Genomic DNA, 19,660 nt, shown 5'->3' with positions numbered 1-19,660 from the left:
ATTCATGCCTTCAAAAGAGCAACAAAACCCAAATATATACATAACTATAGTTTTCTTTTAGTATTTTTACAAAAAAAAGCTAAAATGAATACTTTTACCGTTTCAATACAAGAAACTTCCAATAAAGCTATCATCAAATTTGAACTTAATCAATTCATTACCAAAAACCAAAGTTTTGAATTCAACAATATAGATGAAGCGAAACCGTCACCATTAGCACAGCAATTATTTTATTTGCCCTTTGTAAAAAAGGTGTATATCTCTAGTAATTTTATTGCTGTAGAGCGCTACAATATTGTAGAATGGGAAGATGTGCAGGATGAAATAGCAGAACAAATAAGCGATTATTTAAATGATGGAGGCATTATTATTGAAGAAACCGCTGTTTCTAAAAAAGTTCCTGTTACGGTGTATGCGGAAAGCACGCCGAACCCTTCAGTTATGAAGTTTGTTGCCAATAAAAAATTAGTAACAGCCTTATTTGAGTTCACGTCTATTGATGAAGCAAAATTGTCTCCGTTAGCTACAGAATTGTTCCATTTTCCATTTGTGAAAAATGTGTTCCTTGATGAAAATTATATATCGATCACCAAATATGACATCGCTGAATGGTTAGACATTACAGTGCAATTACGCGAATTCATAAGAAGTTATATTGAAAACGGCAAAGACATTGTGTTGCCTGGAGCTGCCGAAAGTTTACAGAAATCAACCAAACAAATAGATACCTATTTTGAATCGCTTGATGATACCTCCAAAGAAATTATAAATATTCTTGAAGAATATGTAAAACCTGCCGTGGCTAGTGATGGTGGAAATATTCAGTTTATTTCTTATGATGCCATTACCAAAAAAGTAAGCGTGCTGCTTCAAGGCGCCTGTAGTGGTTGTCCATCTTCAACATACACTTTAAAAAGTGGTATTGAAAACATGCTGAAAGAAATGCTTAAGGACAAAGTTGAAACTGTTGAAGCCATAAACGGTTAACTCAGTTTAATTTCTTATATTTAGTGTTATTAATTTTTAAAAAAACTAAACTATGTCAGTATTAAAAGTTATTGAAGTATTATCGAATTCAGAAAAAAGTTGGGAAGATGCTGCCAGAAAAGCTGTAACCCACGCCGCTAAAAGTGTTAAAAACATACGTTCTGTATATGTTCAAGATCAAAGTGCCAGCGTTGCAAATGGAAACATCACAGAATTTAGAGTCAATGTAAAAATCACTTTTGAAGTTGAATAACCCTCAACCATTTCAAAAACAAAACCTTAGCGTTCATGTTTGAACGCTTTTTTTTCAATATCAATTTTTAAAATGAGAAAAACCATTACCCTATTGTTACTATTGCCCATTATGCTTTTCAGTTGTAAAAGTGAAACTTCAAAAGACATGACACATCCATATACAAACGACCTAATACATGAAACGAGCCCGTACTTATTACAGCACGCACACAATCCTGTAAATTGGAATGCATGGAATGACAAAACATTAGCTAAAGCAAAATCTGAAAAAAAACTCATATTGATCAGCGTTGGTTATGCCGCATGCCATTGGTGCCATGTTATGGAGCACGAAAGTTTTGAAGATAGTTTGGTGGCACAAGTCATGAACAAAGATTTTATAAATATAAAAGTAGACCGGGAAGAGCGCCCTGATGTTGACCAAATATATATGAGTGCCGTACAGCTTATGACTGGCAGTGGTGGGTGGCCTTTAAACGTAATTGCATTACCTGACGGCCGACCGGTTTGGGGAGGTACTTATTTTAAAAAAGAACAATGGATTGATATTTTAAACCAGATTACCAAACTGTATGCTGAAAATCCAGACAAGCTTTATGAATATGCTGATAAACTTTCTCAGGGGATAAAGTCGCTGGACGTTGTTAGTTTAAATACCGATGAGCCCGTTTTTGAAACTGCTTTTATAAATGATGCATTAAAAAATTGGTCAAAAAATTTCGACCACACTTATGGGGGCTTGGATCAAGCTCCAAAATTTATGATGCCGAGCAATTATCATTTTCTCTTAAGAGAGGCCTATCAAAATAACAATAAAGAGCTACAAGAGTATGTAAACAAAACACTTACCCAAATAGCTTACGGTGGTGTTTATGATCATATTGGTGGTGGTTTTTCAAGATATTCGGTTGATGAAAAATGGCATGTTCCCCATTTTGAAAAAATGTTATATGATAATGCCCTGTTGGTTAGTCTATATGCCGATGCTTATCTGATAACAAAAAATCCACTTTACAAAAATGTCATTACAGAGACATTAGAATATATTAAAAAAGACATGACCGCAAACAATGGTGCGTTCTATTCTTCATTGGATGCAGATAGTAATACACCGCAAGGAAAACTGGAAGAAGGTGCTTTTTATGTTTGGACACCAGAAGAACTAAAAACGCTTCTTAAAGACGATTTTGATTTGTTTTCAGAGTATTATAACATCAACGATTATGGTCTTTGGGAACATGATAATTATGTGTTAATCCGTAAAGATGATGATGTTTCCATTATGAAGAAATATCAATTGAACGAAATCCAGTTAGCAGAAAAAAAGAATCAATGGAAAACGGTTCTTTTAACGGTTCGCAACAAACGGGATAAACCACGTTTGGATGATAAAACTTTAACCTCCTGGAATGCCTTGATGCTTAAAGGATATGTAGATGCTTATAGAGTTTTGGACGATAAAAGTTATTTGGAAGCTGCTGAAAAAAATGCCAAATTTATAATAAGCAACCAACTTCGTAAAGATGGCGGTTTAAACCACAACTATAAAGATGGTAAAAGCACCATAAACGGTTATCTTGAAGATTATTCAGCCACTATCGAAGCGTTCATTGCGCTTTATGAAAATACTTTAAATGAAACATATTTAACAACAGCAAGGGATTTAGCCAATTATAGTTTCGATCACTTTTTTGATGAAAACAGCAAAATGTTTTATTTCACATCTAATAGCGACGCATCCTTAGTATCCAGAAGTATTGAATATAGAGATAATGTAATTCCTGCAAGTAATTCTATCATGGCTAAAAACCTGTTTAAACTATCTCACTACTTTGATAATGAGCATTTCTCAAAAACAGCTATGACCATGCTAAACAATGTGAAACCTGAAATGAAAGAATACCCATCTGGTTATTCCAATTGGCTGGATTTAATGTTGAATTATGCCCATCCGTATTATGAAGTAGCCATAGTAGGTAAAGATGCCAAACAAAAAATAGCGGAATTAAATAAACATTACGTTCCAAATAAATTAATTGCGGCAAGTACTACGGAAAATAATTTACCTTTATTGGAAAGCAGATATAACCCCCAAGAAACATTCATTTACGTTTGCGTAAACAAAGCCTGTAAATTACCCGTTAAAGAAGTTAGCAAAGCTTTAGAGTTTTTAAAAGAATGAGTTTTTTAAGTATTTTTTTAATTTGCTTTGTTGCTTTTGAACATCTCTATTTTTTGATATTGGAAATGTTTCTTTGGACTAAACCAAAAGGAATAAAAACGTTTGGATTAAAGTCTAAACAATTTGCTGAAGACACCAAAGTATTGGCTGCAAACCAAGGATTGTATAATGGGTTTTTATCAGCCGGATTAGTTTTTTCAATCTTAGAAAACGATATTAACATCGCTTTATTTTTTCTTTGTTGTGTTACCATTGCTGGTATTTATGGTGCCTATTCCACCAAACAAATCAAACTATTTTATTTTCAATCCATACCAGCAATTCTTGCTATAATTTCCCTATGTGTTAACATTTTTTAACCTTTTGGATTCCCTTTTTTAAGAAGAAAATTGTATTATGTATTCATCTATTTTAAAACAAACATTTATGGATTTAGAAAGTATTGAAACAGAAAAATGGATTGTATTAGCTACAGAATATGGCTTAAAGATTATTGGTGCCATTATCATATGGATTGTTGGCTCATGGGTAATTAAAAAAATTCTTAAAGCCAGCCGTAAAGTAATGGCTACCAGTAACTATGATGTGAGTCTGCAAAAGTTTTTGATAAACTTATTAAATTGGTCATTAAAAGCACTTCTTATTATCACCCTTTTGGGAACCTTAGGTGTTTCCACAACCTCATTTGCCGCTGTTATTGCTGCTGCAGGTTTAGCCATTGGTTTAGCCCTTCAAGGGTCTTTAGGGAATTTTGCTGGTGGGGTATTGATAATGATTTTCAAACCATTTAAAATAGGAGATCTCATAGAAGCTCAAGGTGAGCTTGGTACGGTGAAACAAATTGAAATATTCACCACAAAATTAATTGGGCTTTCCAATAAGGAAATAATCATTCCTAATGGTGCTTTATCAAATGGTAATATTATTAATTACACGACAGAGGGCACTAGACGTGTTGACTTGGTTTTTGGGGTTGGTTATGAGTCCGATATAAAAAAAACAAAAGACGTTTTAATGACGGTTTTAAAACAAAATCCTAAAGTTTTAGAGACTCCAGAACCGACTGTAAACGTTTTAGAATTAGCAGATAGCTCTATTAATTTTGCCGTTAGGCCGTGGTGCAACTCAGGGGACTATTGGGCCGTTTATTTTGAAATAACGGAAAGCGTTAAAGAAGCTCTAGATGCTGCAGGTATAGAAATACCATATCCACATCAAGTTGAAGTAAAAAAGGGAGCTAAAATTTAGCTTTTAAAGCTACAAAGTCTTTTAAGTAATAAGGCTCAAAATAAGCGACATCTTCAAAGTCGCTTATTTTATATTTATCATGAGCCAACAAGCCCATTTCGTTTGCAGAAGGTAATTTATCATTTATAAAAACAGCATTTGGGTGCGTTATGATGCCTTTGGCTTTTTCAACACCATTACCAATAAAGTGGACTTTACCTTTTTCTAAATATTCAGCAAAAGCATGTTCATCTAAAATCTGTGCTTCTGTTTCCCTGATTTGGCTATAGTCTGAATTAAAAATAGCCGAATAAACCTCCATACGTCTAGCATCTAGCATAGGAATTATAATCCCCTCATCCATTTTTACTTGATAAACTAAAGCTTCAAGTGTTGGAACTGAAATCAATGGTACGTTTAAAGCGAAACAAAGCCCTTTAGCAGCTGAAACGCCAATTCTAAGCCCCGTGTAAGACCCAGGCCCTTTGCTTACCGCTATGGCGTCAATATCTGTTAAAGCCGTTTTTGATTCTTTTAAAACCGCATCAATAAAAACGTGCAAACTTTCGGCATGCGAATAATTTTTATTGTTGTCTTCTTTTAAGAATACGGTTTTATCTTCTTCGGAAATAGAAACCGAACAATTGGTCGTTGCTGTTTCAATATTAAGTATTAAAGCCAAAGTATTCTGTTGTTATAGTTTTTACCATGTAAAAGTCCAAAACTTTTATCGTAAAAACAAAAATTGTATCTAACTCTCTTAAACTATAATTGCTTTATCCTCCAAGAATAAAGCAATTATAGATAACGAATGATATTTATTTTATGTTAATCCAATTCCGATATTGGAATTCCAAAATAAAACTCTAACACTTTTAATTTGAATATATAGTCATACTTGGTTCTAATTACATCACTTTGTGCTGCCTCAAGTTGATTTTGTGATTGACTAAAGTCGAATGCATTTAACAAGCCAACATTGTAACGCTCTCTCGAATAATTATAGGCTTCTTGGCGCGCTGTCACCGTTTTTTGGGCTGCCTCATAAGCTTTCATGGCGCCTTTGGCATCATTAAATGCTTGGTAAACGGTCGTTTCCAAATCTAGATTAGCTTGCTCTAATTGAAATTTTGATCGTTCAAAATTCACACGACTTCTACTAACACTATTACTGGCCGCAAAACGATTGAATATTGGAATGCTTAATTGAAGTCCAAAATTATGACGCTTGTTATTAGAAACTTGAACATCAAAGGGTTGTGTATCAAACAATTCTGAAGTAAAATAATTAGTTCCAAAACTATAAAAACCACTTATTGTTGGCTGTAAACCCCCTTTTGCTATTTTTAAATCATATTCAGCTAATCTAGAATTGGCATCCGCTATTTTAATTTCATAACGTTCTTCCTTAGCTTTACTAATAATAGTTTCTGGAGTTTCATTTAAAATATTAGTCACTGGCACATCATAATTAATATCGGCAGTATCAAAATCTTGGTAATCTTTAATTAATAAAGTTTGTGCCAAACTTACCCTTGACAATAAAATGGCGTTTTCGGCATTTACTATTTGTTGCTCTTGCGATGCAATGGTAGCTTGAACCTCAAGTAAATCTCCTCTTGGTAATGAGCCATTATCAACTAAATTTTGGGTTCGTTCTAATTGTTGTAACGACACGGCTTGCTGCGCTTGTAACACTTTTAATTGTTCCTTATTAAAAAGAATTTGCAAGAATGAATTCGCTACCATAAGTGAAATATCATCTTTCATTTTATCAAGTTGGTATTGACTTGCTACAATTTCTAATCTAGAACGGTACAACTGATTCAAATTTCTTAAACCATCATAAATGGTAATATTTGAATTTACATTACCAGATAATGTGTTAGATGTTGCAGTAACTGCATCAAACGTTACTGGATTTTGAGTTAGACCAATACTCCAAGAATAGGAAGAGGATGCGCTTAAACTCGGTAAAAAATTTCCAATAGCATCTTTTTTGCTTATTTCAGCCGTTTGTAAATCTAATCCTGACTGCTTTACTGAAATATTATTTTCAAGAGCATACGCCACACATTCTTGCAATGTCCACTTTTTTTGAGAAAAACATAATGCACTTATAAAGAAAACACTAATTATAATGCTGTTTTTTGTCTGTTTCATAATCAATTAGTTATTTCTTCTTCTTTGTTCTTCTTCGTTGTTATCTTTAGAAGCTTTATTCCAGACTTTAATTTTATCTCCCTTCTTTACACCATCCAAAATTTCAACATTAATACCATCTGATATTCCTATCTTTACATCCTTCCTTTCAAATTTTCCTTCTCCTGTTTGTATTTCCACAAAGGGTTTATCTGTAATTCTATCATATTGAAGTAAGGCCTCGCGAATACTAAAAACACTGTCTTTACCTTCTAAATCTATTTCAGCATTGGCACTGTAACCAGCCCTTATACTAATGTTCGAATCGATAGTTACATCCGCTTTAATGGTAAATTGAACGGCACCATTTTCTTCAATACCCTTAGGTGCCACAAATGTTAATTTGCCAGGGAAATTTTTATCTTGGATGGCTCCAAGAACTATTTTGATTTCTTTACCTGCTTTTAACTTGCCAACTTCAGCTTCATCAACTTTTCCTTCAAAAATCATCTTGCTCATGTCTGCAATGGTAGCAATGGTTGTTCCATCATTAAAGTTATTACTTTCAATAACTTGGTCTCCTGCTCTAACAGGAATCTCCAAAATGGTTCCGGCTATTTGAGCCGTAATACTGGTATTGGCCCCACTACCACCAGAAATGGAACCTTTTTTGGTGATTTGGTAATCATTCTGTGACTGAGATAATGTCTCTTTTGCTTGATTAAATGTCAATTCGGCATTCTCAAAATCTTGTTTAGAAATAACGCCTTTTTCAAATAACGACTTATTTCTATCATATTGAATTTTGGCATTGTCAAAAGCTAATTGAGATGTTTTAATTCTACTTTGTGCTTGTACCAAGGTTTGCTCGTTAGGCACTACGCGAATTGACGCTATTAAATCTCCTTTTTTAACGATATCTCCTTCATCAACAAAAATTTCGTCAACAATTCCAGAAATTTGAGGTTTTAACTCAATTTCTTCCTCTGGATTTAATTTCCCAGTTGCTACAGCTTTTGTGTTGATAGTTGTGTTAAAAGGTTCCTCAACTTTGAAATCCTCAACGGTTTTTGAGTTGGAGTCCATAAAATACTTAAGCACAATTATTAATAATATGACTGCAACTAATACTAAAATAATTTTTACTGTTTTGTTCATTGGTTGTTCTTATTGTTTCTAATGCTTCAAATGCTGATTATACATTTGCGTTATAGAAGGTTCATTTTTTTTGATTGTTTATTCTTCTCTTAATGCTTCAATTGGTTTTATGCTTGTGGCTTTAAATGCTGGAATTAAGCCTATTAATGTTCCTAATATTACTAATAAGGTAAGGGCTACAAATACAACGGCTATAGATACCGATGCGTTTACAATAACGGCTTCATCACCTTGACCAAATGCGGAATCCAATCCTATTAAAATCCATCCTCCAGAAATGATTCCAAATAATCCTGCTACAAGGGTTAAAAATACAGCTTCTACAACTATTTGCCTTTTTATTTCAAATGGCGTGGCGCCCAATGCACGGCGTACACCAATTTCTTTAGTACGTTCGCGCACGGTGATCAACAAAATATTACCTATCGCAAATACGCCTGCTATTAGCGTTGCAACACCCACAAACCATGTTAAAAATTGCATGCCAGTTAAAAAACCAGTTACTCTAGCAAAATCAGTACCTAAGTTTCTACTAGCAAGACCTCTTTTATCATCGGGATGGATATTGTTCAAGTTTTTCAGCAACAGTTTAGCGTCTTGTTCTATTTGGCTTATGTCGTACTCTGGTTTTCCAGTAATCATCATATAGCCAATTTTATCACCTTGATTATATATTTGCTGAAAAGTGGTAAACGGTATATTTATTTCTGTTGAAGAACCGATATTTATAGCACCTACTTCATACATACCAATAACCTTAAAATTAATATCATTAATTTGGATATATTCCCCTATGGGATTTACATCTTTTTCAAATAGTTGTTTGTAAGTATCCTCAGAAATAACGGCTACCTTCTTCTTTTCATCTATATCAGCTTGATTTAAAAAGCGACCATTTATTAGCTTTTTCTTTTGAACTTTGTCTAACAAAGGGTAATCTCCTGAAATTTGAGCCGTTCCTGAAAGAAAGTTTCTTATTACTGTTGCTTGGTTTTGGTTTCTAGGCACTAAGAACTCAATACCTTCTACATTTTCTTCCACCTTTTTGGCATCTGTTAATGATAGTCTAACTTGTCTGCCTTCTTGAAATCCTTTAAAAGGCTTACTGGTTGTTTGCCCCCAAATAAAAACACTGTTTGTAGCAAAATTTCCAAATAAACGATTGAATGAATTTTCCAGACCTCTTGCCGAACCCAACAATCCTATCAACAATAGAATACCCCACCAAACGCCTACCATAGTAAGTATAGACCTTAATTTGTTCTTATTAAAGCTATCAAAAACTTCCTGCCATGTATCTCTATCAAATAAAAATCTAAACATACTTAATCATTTCTTAAGGCAACAATGGGTTTAATTCTAGAGGCTTTTTGCGCTGGCAAATATCCTGCTAGGGCACCTGCGAATACCAGTGTTATAGTTGCTCCAAAAACGAGACTATTATTAACACCTGGATTTGTAATAAAATAAACTTCTAAACTGGATCCAATCAATTCTAAAACACCAACCCCAATTAAGAGTCCAACATAACCAGCAATAGCTGTTATAAGGATGGATTCAATTAATATAATGGATATGATTGATTTTGGAGTAGCTCCTAAGGCTTTTCTAATACCTATTTCTTTGGTGCGTTCTTTTACAATAAAAATCATTATGTTACTGATCCCTACAATTCCTGCTATAAGTGTTCCAAAACCAATAACTAAAATGATAACGGTAAGTCCCAAGGTCATTTGATCCACTTGCTGGGTTGCTTCTGCCATATTAAACACCCTGATACCCCTTTGATCGTCACTGGCAACAGAAAACCGACTCTTTAACTTTCTAGTAAGCAAGTTACTAAAACCTAATGCCTGTTCGTAATTCAGTTCGGGACTATAAGTTAAGTTCATTTGATCGATATAATCATTATTTCCATAAAGGTGTTGTGCTGTGGCAAGTGGCATATAAATGATCCGCTCCTCGTCATCACCGCCTTCATCTGTAAAAACCCCGACTACTTTAAATTGTATGCCATTAAGATTAACGTATTTACCTATGGCCGATTCTTTTATAAATAAATCTTCCTCAACTAACCTTCCAATAACTATGTTCTTTGTTCTGTTTTCCAGATCATTTTGGTTAATGTAGCGCCCTTCTTTTATAATGTTTTTTTCTACAAATTGGTAATCTGGGTGTACGGCAATTAAACTGTAATTATTTTTTTCGGTTTTATAGGAGGCATTTACGCTTTTGAAAACCCTTGAGGTTATAAATTCAACTTTATCGCTAAATTCTTCCTTTATATAATCGTAATCTTCATTCTTAAATTGAATTTTCCTTCCAGCCTGAAGACCTTCATTAGCCATACTTGTTTGCCCAGACATAATGAAAATGGAATTTGACGCCGTATCTACAAACTCTTGTTCAAACGTATTTTGCAAGCCGTTGGCAATACCAAAAAGAATGGTAAATAGCAAAATAGCAAATGCCACAGTAAAGCCAGAAAGCAAACTTCTAGTTCTGTTTTTATTGATACTTTGAAAAATTTCTCTCCAGAGATCTAAATCAAACATATTGCTCTACTCTTACTTGGTTTACCTTTTTATCTTCTATAATCACACCATCACGTAAACGGACAATGCGTTTGCACATATTTGCAATATCTTCTTCGTGAGTTACCATTAAAATAGTTTTGCCTTCATCATTTAATTGTTGGATAAATGCCATAATTTCATTGGAAGTCGTTGTATCTAAAGCTCCCGTAGGCTCATCAGCCAATAACAACTTTGGATTTGCAGCCAATGCCCTAGCGATGGCTACACGTTGTTTTTGTCCACCAGAAAGTTCTTTGGGTAAATGGTGTGCCCAATTAGTCAATCCTACTTTTCCTAAATGGAACATAGCCAATTCTTGGCGCTCTTTACGTTTTAACCCTTGATAATATAAAGGTAGCGCTACATTTTCAAGTGCATTTTTATAATTAATCAGGTTAAAAGATTGAAAAATAAAACCTAAAAACTTATTTCTGTAAACAGCCGCTTTTTTTTCTGTTAGGTTTTTTATAAGGAGTCCGTCAAGAATGTATTCACCAGAATCGGCTTCATCTAGCATCCCAATAATATTCAATAATGTGGATTTTCCCGAACCTGAAGACCCCATGATAGCAACCATTTCACCTTCTTCTACTGATAAGTCAATACCTTTTAAAACATGTAAACTGGAATTTCCTATGGGATAGGATTTGTGTAGTTTTTTAATTTGTAACATCTTTGATTGATTAATGAGCCTTACAGATTTATACGTTAGACTTATATTATTAAGAAAAGTTACATGGGATTTAAAAAAAATATTATTTTTTTAACTTAGAATCCACTTTATAAAATTTTCTATATATAAAATAACTTATTCCCGCTACCAAGATATAAGGAATAGCCATAAGGTAAACAATGCCGTCATTAATACCTTGCGCCGCGGTTTGTCCTTCTTCACTTTCCAAAACAGCTCTACACATGGCGCATTGGGCATTTGTCTTTAAACAAGAGACAAAAGACAAAAGACAAAAGACTATTTTAGTTTTCATTTTACAGATTGCTTCGTTCCTCGCAATGATGCTAGACATAATATGGAGAAATCATGATATAAATAATAACACCTGTTACCGCTACATAAAACCAAAGCGGAAATGTTATTTTAGCTATTTTTTTATGTTTTTCTATATTATTGGTTATAGCCCTTACATAAGTAATGAGCACAAATGGAATAACAATGATTGACAATAATATATGTGTAATCAGTATAAAATAATAAATATATTTCACAACACCTTCACCACCAAATTTCGTAGAATCGCTTGTCATGTGGTAAGCTACATACATAACTAAAAATACCACAGAACACCAAATAGCAGTGGTCATTAAATTTTCATGAAGCACTAAATTCTTGTTTTTAATAGCTATTAGAGCGAAAATTAAAATAATAGCTGTTAATCCATTTATTGTTGCATAAATAGGAGGCAAAAAAGAAAGTGGTTCTACATTGGGTATTTTTACCCCAAATAAGATGGCTACAACTATAGGAATAGCTACTGAAAGTATGACAATTAATTTGTTGTACTTTTTATCGTCTAATATTTTCTCAGGATCATTCATTAAGCAATTTTTTTATATCTTCTTTTAATGCACTAATTTCCTCTTTTGAGCCATCGTCATCTACCTTTTCTTCTTCGGAAACAATGCCTTTGTAATAAATTATTGGATTACCAAATTCATCTTTTCTAGAGCGAATAAAGCCATTCTTGTCGATTAAAGCAAAATTCCCAGAATGTTCGAATCCACCCAAAGCATCTTCTTCCTCGGCTGTATATAAATTAAAACCTTCGTTGGATAGTTTATAAATTGTATTCTTATCGCCAGTCATTAAATGCCAGTTTGGATTGGTAATACCATATTTATCAGCATATTCTTTTAATACTTCGGGTGAATCGTATTCAGGATTAATAGTAAATGATGCCACTCCAAAATTTTCAAAATCTTTGAACTCATTTTGAATTTGCACTAAATTTGAATTCATTCTTGGACAAATGGTTGGACAGGTTGTAAAAAAGAATTCAACAACATATACCTTTCCTTCATAATCTTTATTTGATATCATCTTGCCTTCTTGATTTAGAAAAGAAAATACAGGAACTTTTTTTGGCTCATTGTTAATTTCAATAAATACTAAATCTGATTTAGATTTTTCTTCCAAGTTTTGGTCACTTCTGCTTTCTTTCCTAGAGACATCACCATTTGTAATTCTATCAACAATTCTTGGAATAAAGTAAATACCAAACACCAAAATAACAAAGGCGATACCTATGTACGAATAATTAGTTTTCTTTATCATCTTCTTTTAAATCGTTTGCCCTTCTGGTTGTAGAATCAAAATCTCCTTTTCTTTTTTGTCGGTACTCGGTAAACAAGATCCGCATATCTTCACTCATTTTATTCTTGATTTCGGCTACCTCAATACAATTATAGGAATACAAACCGTAAACGGGCTTTTCCTTAGTGATTTCATTATCTTCCCTAGCATCCAATCGTCCTCTTTGGTTTAAATCGTTGTCTATTATAAACACATTATCGGTTGCTAAATTGGTATTTAACATGAGGTTACTTTTTAAACTTTTAAATAGTTTCTGAATGGTTTCAGGTTCTCCAAAAACAAAATGCCAAAATCTGAGGTCTTCATAAGAATTAATTTCCTTCTTTAAAGATTCAACTTCTGCTTCGGTTCCTTTTGGAACTACAATAACTACTTGAAAACGTTTGAATCCTTTAAATTTATCATATACCAATTCTTTTAAATTGGACGCTGCAATCGATTTTTCCAGAGGATGGTTTCCTAAAAAACCCAACACGGTAATATGATCATTTAAAACAATCTCTTCATTGGAATCTGAAGTAAATCCGTTTAAATCCATAACAGATTCATTAACAATATCTAATGGCGTGTAATTATGTGTTGCTGGATATAAAAACAATAAAAACGTAACAGGAAGAAAAAACAGAATTCCTAAAACTACATAGCGAGCAACTTTTTTATAATCCATTGAAGTATTCTGTTATTATAAACCGATTTGCAAAAATAAAAAAGGTGGTTTAAATAACCACCTTGAATTTATCTTTTAACAATTTAATATGAATTAAAAATCCGTTTTAATATATCCTGTAGTATATATGCTTTCAATATACCCTCCTTCTTGCAAAAGAATGAAAATTAAATATAAAATTAAGAATATAGCTGTCCATACCACCATACGTCTTAATGCTTTAACCTCATCACGCATGTGCATGAAATCCCAAGTGATGTAATAGGCTTTTACCAAAGTTAATATGATGAAGATCCAGTTTAGAATTTTCATTCCTATAAACTTCGCCATTAAAGATTCTGGTTTGTAAATACCTAATACAACCTCAACAGCTGTTACTATAGTTAAAAAGATTAAAACTCCCCATATTTTTTGGGTATTGGATTTAAACTTAACTAAGCCTCTAAATATTTCTAATTTATGTGCGTGTGCCATTTTTATATGATTTAAAGATTTCCTTCTTCAAGGAAATAACAAATATTTTTTATTTATTAAACAAGGTAGAAGAACGTAAATACGAATACCCAAACTAAATCCACAAAGTGCCAATATAGTCCCACTTTTTCAACCATTTCATAGTTTTTCCGTTTTTCATAAGTACCTAAAATAACATTAAAGAAAATAATGATATTAATGATGACTCCAGAAAATACGTGAAACCCGTGAAACCCTGTAATGAAGAAAAAGAAATCGGCAAATAATGGAGAACCATATTCGTTTTCTTTCAAGTTAGCACCTTCAACAACATGGGTGCCGTTGTTTTTTAATTGTTTTAATGATTCTGATCTTGAAAGTATTGTTTTTTGACCATTCTCATCAAGCAACTGTGTCCTTACCAATATATTATCATGAGCTTCTAAACCATCAACGACTTCTTCTACGGTGTAGGTTGGCAATGTACCTTCTTGAACAAACCAAAGACCATTTTTTCTTTCGTGGGCAGTTCTATCTTTGTGTTCCGCCACAACAAAATCCCTTAAAGCGACTCTATGTCCATCAGTATCTACAAACTGTAAAATATTACCTCCTTTTGTTTGTACAGCACCAAAATCCCCTTTAATAAATGTGGCCCATTCCCAAGCTTGAGAACCCACGAATATTAACCCCCCAATGATGGTTAAAAACATGTAAATAGTCACTTTTCCTTTATTTAAATGATGACCTGCATCAACAGCCAATACCATAGTTACAGACGACATGATAAGCACAAACGTCATAAACGCTACATAAATCATGGGTAACTCCTGACCATGTAAAAAAGGTACGTGAGTAAAGACTTCGTCGGCAATAGGCCAATAATCTATAAACTTAAATCTTGAAAATCCATAGGCTGCTAAAAACCCAGAGAATGTTAAGGCATCAGACACGATGAAAAACCACATCATCATTTTACCATAACTTGCTTTTAATGGCTCGTTACCACCTCCCCAAGCTTTACCTTCAATTTCAGTAGCTACAACTGTATTACTCATATATATTGGTTGTTTTTAAAAAAAAGTTGCACAAAAATAATCAATTTATTTATCTAATAAAATATAAAAACAAAAAGAGATACACCCAAAGTATATCTATAAAGTGCCAAAAGGTGGATGCTAGTTCAAAACCAAGCATTTTCGAAGCATTATACTTTTGTTTAAAATGATTATAAATTACCACTAACAAACAAATTAACCCAACAACCACGTGCAAAATATGCACTAATGCTATCAAATAGATGTAAGACATGGTTACATTACTGGTAGGACCCGTAAAATTATACCCTAAATCAATGATTTGCTGAAAGCCTGAAAATTGATTAAAAATAAAAATACATCCCAAGATAAGCGTTACAAATAACCACAAAGTAGTTAATTGCTTTTTATCTTTCTTTAATGCTTGCTTTGCTAAAAAAAAGGAGCCACTGCTTAATATAATAACCACAGTGCTCACAATAAAGGCGTTTGGCAATTGAAAATCTTTTAACCAATCTGGCCGAGAACTGCTTACCACAAAGGCACTAGTCCACCCAGCAAACGACATAATAAGCGAAACAATACCAAACCAAAGCATCATTTTTTTTGCTCTACCATTTTTCTCTTCTAAAGTTCCTTGAGTTAAATCCATATTTATCTTATAAATTTATCGATAACGTAAACAATTTGAACCAATGTTATGTATGATACACTTGCCAACATCAATTGTTTCGCTGCTTGTACCGTCATTTTTTTGAATAATTCAATGGCATAATAAAGCATTCCGAGCCCTAAAATGAACACTATAATGGCTGCTATTATAGACAATTGCAACTTACCCGTGAAACCAAAAACAGGAATAATTGAAACTATTAGTGTCCAAATAGTGTACATAATGGTTTGTACCGCTGTACCTCTATCTTGTTTACCGGTTGGCAACATAAAAAAACCGCCTTTCTTATAATCTTCAAATAAAAACCAGCCAATAGCCCAAAAATGAGGGAATTGCCAAAAAAACTGTAAAGCGAATAAGGTGCCAGGTTCTATACCAAAATTATCTGTAGCGGCGACCCAACCCAACATAAATGGAATGGCTCCAGGAATAGCACCTACAAAAACCGACAATGGTGTTTTTGTTTTTAGCGGTGTGTAAACACAGGTATATATAAAAATAGAAATAGCACCAAACATGGCGGTTTGCTTGTTGATGGTATATAAAATAATCATTCCCAACAAGGTAAAAATAGAAGCAATAATAAAGGCAGTGTTAACAGACATACGACCCGCAGGTATGGGTCGGTTTTTGGTACGATCCATTAGGGCATCTAAGTCCTTTTCAATAATTTGATTAAAAGCATTTGAAGCCCCAACCATAAAATATCCACCAAACGCTAATAAAACCAAAACTTTAAAATCTACGACATCTACACCTAACAAATAACCAGCGAGCGATGAAAAAACCACACTTATTGCCAATCGCATTTTAGTGATTTCCTTAAAATCTGAAATAACAGAATATGTTGTTAATGAAGAATTTGTAGCGCTCAACGTTTTATTTGTAAGTCTCTTTAATAATGCGAGTGCAAAGATACTTTATTAATGCATTTTGAGCAATGCTTTTAAATAGAAAAAAAAGAACTCATTTTATAAATTAAAAATCAAAATACCAATTAAACAAATCGGTTCTAATACCCAAGTTAAACCATACGGTATTGCTATTAAATACAGTGGTAGTTTCGGCTTCAGGGTTAAAGTTTCTAAATGTAATATCAGTAAATATTTTTAGGTTTGATGCCGGATTAATGAGATAACCTGCCTGAATATTGCCATTAAACGTATTAGTTTTTATGCCTTGGCCAACTTCAACGCCCGTATCAAAAGGTCTGTCACTATAGTCCCTATAAATATCCCCACCATAACTAAAACTATCAGTACCATCATTAAAATCCAACCCTCTTACGCCAAAAATAAGTTTGGCATCGGCAAACCATCGTTTATAATGGTACCGTCCAATGAGAATAACTTCACTAAAATTAGCTCCCCACAAATGTGCCATAGATTGGTTATTATGTCCATAATTCAATACTGTGTTATGCGAATAAGTATATGGCCTTATTCTATTATATTCAAATTGCAATAATAAATTATCAACTTTAAATGCATTGTAATATTTAACCCCAAGTTGATATCCGAATTTATTTTTCCAGCTTCTTTCCCCGCCTTTCACATCACTAAGTGAAAATTCATCTAAAATAAATTGGCTGTATAAATTTATGCTATTGTTCCATTTATATTTTGCTGAAGCCCCTAAAACAGCATTGCCCGCGCCTTGACCTGTTTCAAATTCTATAGCTCTGTAAAATATTATCGGATTCAAATAGTTTACATCAAAACCTCTATCGTTACTGTTGGTCCATAAAACAGATTCAAATAATCCCAAATTAAATCGTTTAGACACATTCCAGCTCAAATAATGTGTTGCCATATATTTGGTTAAAAAAGCCTTATCTTGAGTAAATTCGGGCCTCACATCTTTTAACCACATCCATGTATTGGTATATTTTATTTTCCAAAACGTGGTATTTAGCTTTAAAAAAGGATGCGGACTGGCTACATCGCTCACAAGCAAAGACCGATACCCATCACCTATAAAATTTTTGCCATGTCCAAATTGAACATTCAAAAACCTTACTGGGGAATATGATAAATAAGCCTCTGCCACCGGATAATCATACCCGTTGGTTTTAAAACGTTTTGCAATGCCACGCCCCGGAATAATGGCCGGGTCTGGCCCAAATGCTTTTAAACTTTCAGCATATGTGTTTACATAGTTTGCAAATCGACCTTGACTTTCAAAAACCGACGTATAAAAATTAAACTTTTTACCTAAGCCACCTTGAACCAAAAACCCTCGGGTATTATTATAGGTTGAACCAAAATCGGCTTCTGTATCTCTACCTACTTGCAAATCTAAAATAGGGTCAATGGTAAACCAATAATCTTTACCTTGTAATTCAACCAAATGCTCGTTCCAAAGTTTTTTTTCTACCCAAGTTCTAGCCTCTCTTTTTAGTGCTTCTTTTTCTTTTTCAATGTCATAATATCTAGAAACATCCTCATAAATAAAAGGTTTAGCTGCCGTATGGCTGTTAGTGCCAATCATATTCATGTGGCTATCAAATCTAGCATAATCACTATGGGTAAAGGGAATATTTAATTGACTGGAATATACTTTATTGGTAAACGCGGTTAGATTTTGGTTTATACTATCAAATTCTCTTTGAGCTTTTTCTTGCAATTGAGTTACTTCATTTGATTTTGAAGTATTATCTCTCGGAATTTCCTTATTAACCAATGGAATCTTAATAGCTATTGAATATTGCTTAAACGTAGGATTGCCATTATAAGTGCCCGGTTTTATTGTTGGAAACAAGCCAAAAACACGTGTCGTTTCTTCCTTTAGCTCATCGTACATGGCATCTGTATAAACAACCTTAAATTGTCCTTCCGTATTTACTTCAAAAATAACCGACACCTCACCTTTAAAATTTTGGTCTAAAATCTTTTGAGGAACTTTAAAATTATCATAAATAAATTGGTGCACTTGACTATTAAAACACTGTTGTTGTGCCTCAATTGATATAGAGTCACAGTTGAAAAAAACGGGAGGTCTTTCGTTATAAGAGCTAACTTGAGAATAGAGGGTATATTGAACTAAAAGTAATAGTAGAACAATGAATCGCTTCATGAGAATTAAAAAAGAATTGATTTAGAGTTGAAAGATAGTATATTTTTAATAACACGCCATTAAAAAACCGCTATCACTGTTATGATAACGGTTTTAATAATAAAATTCTACATTATTAATTTTGAACTTGAAACACAATTGGTAGGGAATAAATAACACCCACATTTTTATTTTGTTGTCTTCCTGGGGTCATTTCGGGAATTTTATTGATTACGCGTTCTGCTTCTTCCTTTAATTTTGGATGAAAAGCTTGTACTTGAATATCTGACACATGCCCCGTTTTATCAATTTTAAAATGGGTTCTAATAATTTGTTTTCCTGTTAAACCTAACCCATGGGCTAAATTAGTGTCAAACTGCTTTTGTACCAATTTGGTTATTTTTTCGGACATACATTTGCGTTTAGCATCATTGCTTTCTTCTTTTTCACAGCCTGGATATATTGGTACTTGTTCTATAAAATCTATAGGTATTAGAATATCTTCTGGCACATCAACACCTTTTACATCATCAGGTGAAATTGGTCTATTTGTAACCAGAGGATCAACAAAATCATCAAAAGGTGTTATTGGAACATCATCAGGCAAAGCCTCCGGTTCTAGAGATTTACTAACCTTTTTTTTCTGCAAAGGCTCCAATTTTTTAGGAATTTCAGGTACGAACGAAATATCAATAACAAACTCCTCTGGATTATCTGGAGGAACTAAATCAACAACCTTTGGTTCATTATAATCAAACTTCATTTCAAGCAAGCCATAGGCTGCTAGTAAGCATACAATTAACCCTACCTGAAAAAACAGAACAGAGTTTTTTTGTAAATTTGCATCATGCTTTTGTGATTTTTTCTCGACCTTCCCATTTTGCCGAATGAGGTCTAGAGTCTTTTTTGGAGTTTTCATA

General features: G+C 33.4%; 21 protein-coding genes. 5 read left to right on the top strand and 16 right to left on the bottom strand.

Going from position 1 to position 19,660, the window contains the following annotated elements; translation table 11 throughout:
• Nucleotides 1-84: 84 nt before the first annotated feature.
• The 5 genes from CDH49_RS04295 (at nt 85) to CDH49_RS04275 (ending at nt 4,672) form a co-directional block, all read left to right on the top strand.
• A complete protein-coding gene (locus CDH49_RS04295; protein WP_100614490.1) occupies nt 85-987 on the top strand; it encodes a NifU family protein in 903 nt (300 codons plus the stop codon).
• A gap of 52 nt (nt 988-1,039) precedes the next feature.
• Nucleotides 1,040-1,240 carry a dodecin family protein gene (locus CDH49_RS04290; protein ID WP_100614148.1) on the top strand — a complete coding sequence of 67 codons (201 nt, stop codon included), beginning with the start codon at nt 1,040-1,042 and terminating at the stop codon, nt 1,238-1,240.
• Between the two features lie 72 nt (nt 1,241-1,312).
• On the top strand, nt 1,313-3,424 hold the full coding sequence (locus CDH49_RS04285; RefSeq protein ID WP_317044368.1) for a thioredoxin domain-containing protein: 2,112 nt from the start codon (nt 1,313-1,315) through the stop codon (nt 3,422-3,424).
• Nucleotides 3,421-3,783, top strand: coding sequence for a DUF1304 domain-containing protein (locus CDH49_RS04280; protein WP_100614146.1), 363 nt, complete (start codon nt 3,421-3,423; stop codon nt 3,781-3,783). Before CDH49_RS04285 ends, CDH49_RS04280 begins: the two co-directional genes overlap by 4 nt.
• Nucleotides 3,784-3,850: 67 nt before the next feature.
• The gene (locus CDH49_RS04275; RefSeq protein WP_100614489.1) at nt 3,851-4,672 is read left to right on the top strand and encodes a mechanosensitive ion channel family protein; all 822 of its coding nucleotides are present in this window, start codon (nt 3,851-3,853) and stop codon (nt 4,670-4,672) included.
• Here CDH49_RS04275 and tsaB read toward each other — a convergent pair.
• From tsaB to CDH49_RS04195, 16 genes are all read right to left on the bottom strand, one after another.
• Nucleotides 4,662-5,333 (bottom strand): tRNA (adenosine(37)-N6)-threonylcarbamoyltransferase complex dimerization subunit type 1 TsaB, encoded by a 672-nt coding sequence (gene tsaB, locus CDH49_RS04270; RefSeq protein ID WP_100614145.1) that lies wholly within the window; start codon nt 5,331-5,333, stop codon nt 4,662-4,664. The two genes, CDH49_RS04275 and tsaB, sit on opposite strands and share 11 nt — an antisense overlap.
• A gap of 146 nt (nt 5,334-5,479) precedes the next feature.
• Nucleotides 5,480-6,814, bottom strand: a complete 1,335-nt coding sequence (locus CDH49_RS04265; RefSeq protein ID WP_100614144.1) for a TolC family protein — start codon at nt 6,812-6,814, stop codon at nt 5,480-5,482.
• 6 nt (nt 6,815-6,820) lie between these two features.
• Nucleotides 6,821-7,951: an efflux RND transporter periplasmic adaptor subunit gene (locus CDH49_RS04260; RefSeq protein WP_100614143.1), complete on the bottom strand. Its 1,131-nt coding sequence runs from the start codon at nt 7,949-7,951 to the stop codon at nt 6,821-6,823.
• 78 nt (nt 7,952-8,029) lie between these two features.
• Nucleotides 8,030-9,274, bottom strand: coding sequence for an ABC transporter permease (locus CDH49_RS04255; protein ID WP_100614142.1), 1,245 nt, complete (start codon nt 9,272-9,274; stop codon nt 8,030-8,032).
• Nucleotides 9,275-9,276: 2 nt separating this feature from the next.
• Nucleotides 9,277-10,506 carry an ABC transporter permease gene (locus tag CDH49_RS04250; protein WP_100614141.1) on the bottom strand — a complete coding sequence of 410 codons (1,230 nt, stop codon included), beginning with the start codon at nt 10,504-10,506 and terminating at the stop codon, nt 9,277-9,279.
• Complete coding sequence (locus tag CDH49_RS04245; RefSeq protein WP_100614140.1) at nt 10,499-11,200, bottom strand: ABC transporter ATP-binding protein; 702 nt, start codon at nt 11,198-11,200, stop codon at nt 10,499-10,501. Before CDH49_RS04245 ends, CDH49_RS04250 begins: the two co-directional genes overlap by 8 nt.
• Before the next feature lie 82 nt (nt 11,201-11,282).
• Nucleotides 11,283-11,513, bottom strand: a complete 231-nt coding sequence (locus CDH49_RS04240; protein WP_100614488.1) for a hypothetical protein — start codon at nt 11,511-11,513, stop codon at nt 11,283-11,285.
• A 31-nt stretch (nt 11,514-11,544) separates the two neighbouring features.
• The gene (locus CDH49_RS04235; protein ID WP_100614139.1) at nt 11,545-12,081 is read right to left on the bottom strand and encodes a DUF420 domain-containing protein; all 537 of its coding nucleotides are present in this window, start codon (nt 12,079-12,081) and stop codon (nt 11,545-11,547) included.
• Nucleotides 12,074-12,817: an SCO family protein gene (locus CDH49_RS04230; RefSeq protein ID WP_100614138.1), complete on the bottom strand. Its 744-nt coding sequence runs from the start codon at nt 12,815-12,817 to the stop codon at nt 12,074-12,076. The genes CDH49_RS04235 and CDH49_RS04230 overlap by 8 nt, the downstream gene beginning before the upstream one ends.
• The gene (locus CDH49_RS04225) at nt 12,801-13,523 is read right to left on the bottom strand and encodes a hypothetical protein (protein WP_100614137.1); all 723 of its coding nucleotides are present in this window, start codon (nt 13,521-13,523) and stop codon (nt 12,801-12,803) included. The genes CDH49_RS04230 and CDH49_RS04225 overlap by 17 nt, the downstream gene beginning before the upstream one ends.
• A 93-nt stretch (nt 13,524-13,616) precedes the next feature.
• Nucleotides 13,617-13,997: a cytochrome C oxidase subunit IV family protein gene (locus CDH49_RS04220; RefSeq protein ID WP_100614136.1), complete on the bottom strand. Its 381-nt coding sequence runs from the start codon at nt 13,995-13,997 to the stop codon at nt 13,617-13,619.
• Between the two features lie 56 nt (nt 13,998-14,053).
• Nucleotides 14,054-15,034: a cytochrome c oxidase subunit 3 gene (locus tag CDH49_RS04215; protein WP_100614135.1), complete on the bottom strand. Its 981-nt coding sequence runs from the start codon at nt 15,032-15,034 to the stop codon at nt 14,054-14,056.
• A gap of 49 nt (nt 15,035-15,083) precedes the next feature.
• Nucleotides 15,084-15,665 carry a cytochrome c oxidase subunit 3 gene (locus CDH49_RS04210; protein ID WP_100614134.1) on the bottom strand — a complete coding sequence of 194 codons (582 nt, stop codon included), beginning with the start codon at nt 15,663-15,665 and terminating at the stop codon, nt 15,084-15,086.
• Between the two features lie 2 nt (nt 15,666-15,667).
• Nucleotides 15,668-16,561 carry a heme o synthase gene (gene cyoE / locus CDH49_RS04205; protein ID WP_100614133.1) on the bottom strand — a complete coding sequence of 298 codons (894 nt, stop codon included), beginning with the start codon at nt 16,559-16,561 and terminating at the stop codon, nt 15,668-15,670.
• Nucleotides 16,562-16,664: 103 nt separating this feature from the next.
• The gene (locus tag CDH49_RS04200; protein ID WP_100614132.1) at nt 16,665-18,761 is read right to left on the bottom strand and encodes a gliding motility protein RemB; all 2,097 of its coding nucleotides are present in this window, start codon (nt 18,759-18,761) and stop codon (nt 16,665-16,667) included.
• Nucleotides 18,762-18,876: 115 nt separating this feature from the next.
• Nucleotides 18,877-19,659 carry an energy transducer TonB gene (locus tag CDH49_RS04195; protein WP_100614131.1) on the bottom strand — a complete coding sequence of 261 codons (783 nt, stop codon included), beginning with the start codon at nt 19,657-19,659 and terminating at the stop codon, nt 18,877-18,879.
• Nucleotide 19,660: the final 1 nt, after the last annotated feature.

It is taken from the genome of Confluentibacter citreus (genome assembly GCF_002807055.1).
Taxonomy (GTDB): Bacteria; Bacteroidota; Bacteroidia; order Flavobacteriales; family Flavobacteriaceae; genus Confluentibacter; species Confluentibacter citreus.
Note: the sequence above shows the minus strand (reverse complement) of the source record. Positions and strands in the feature narration are given on the sequence as shown.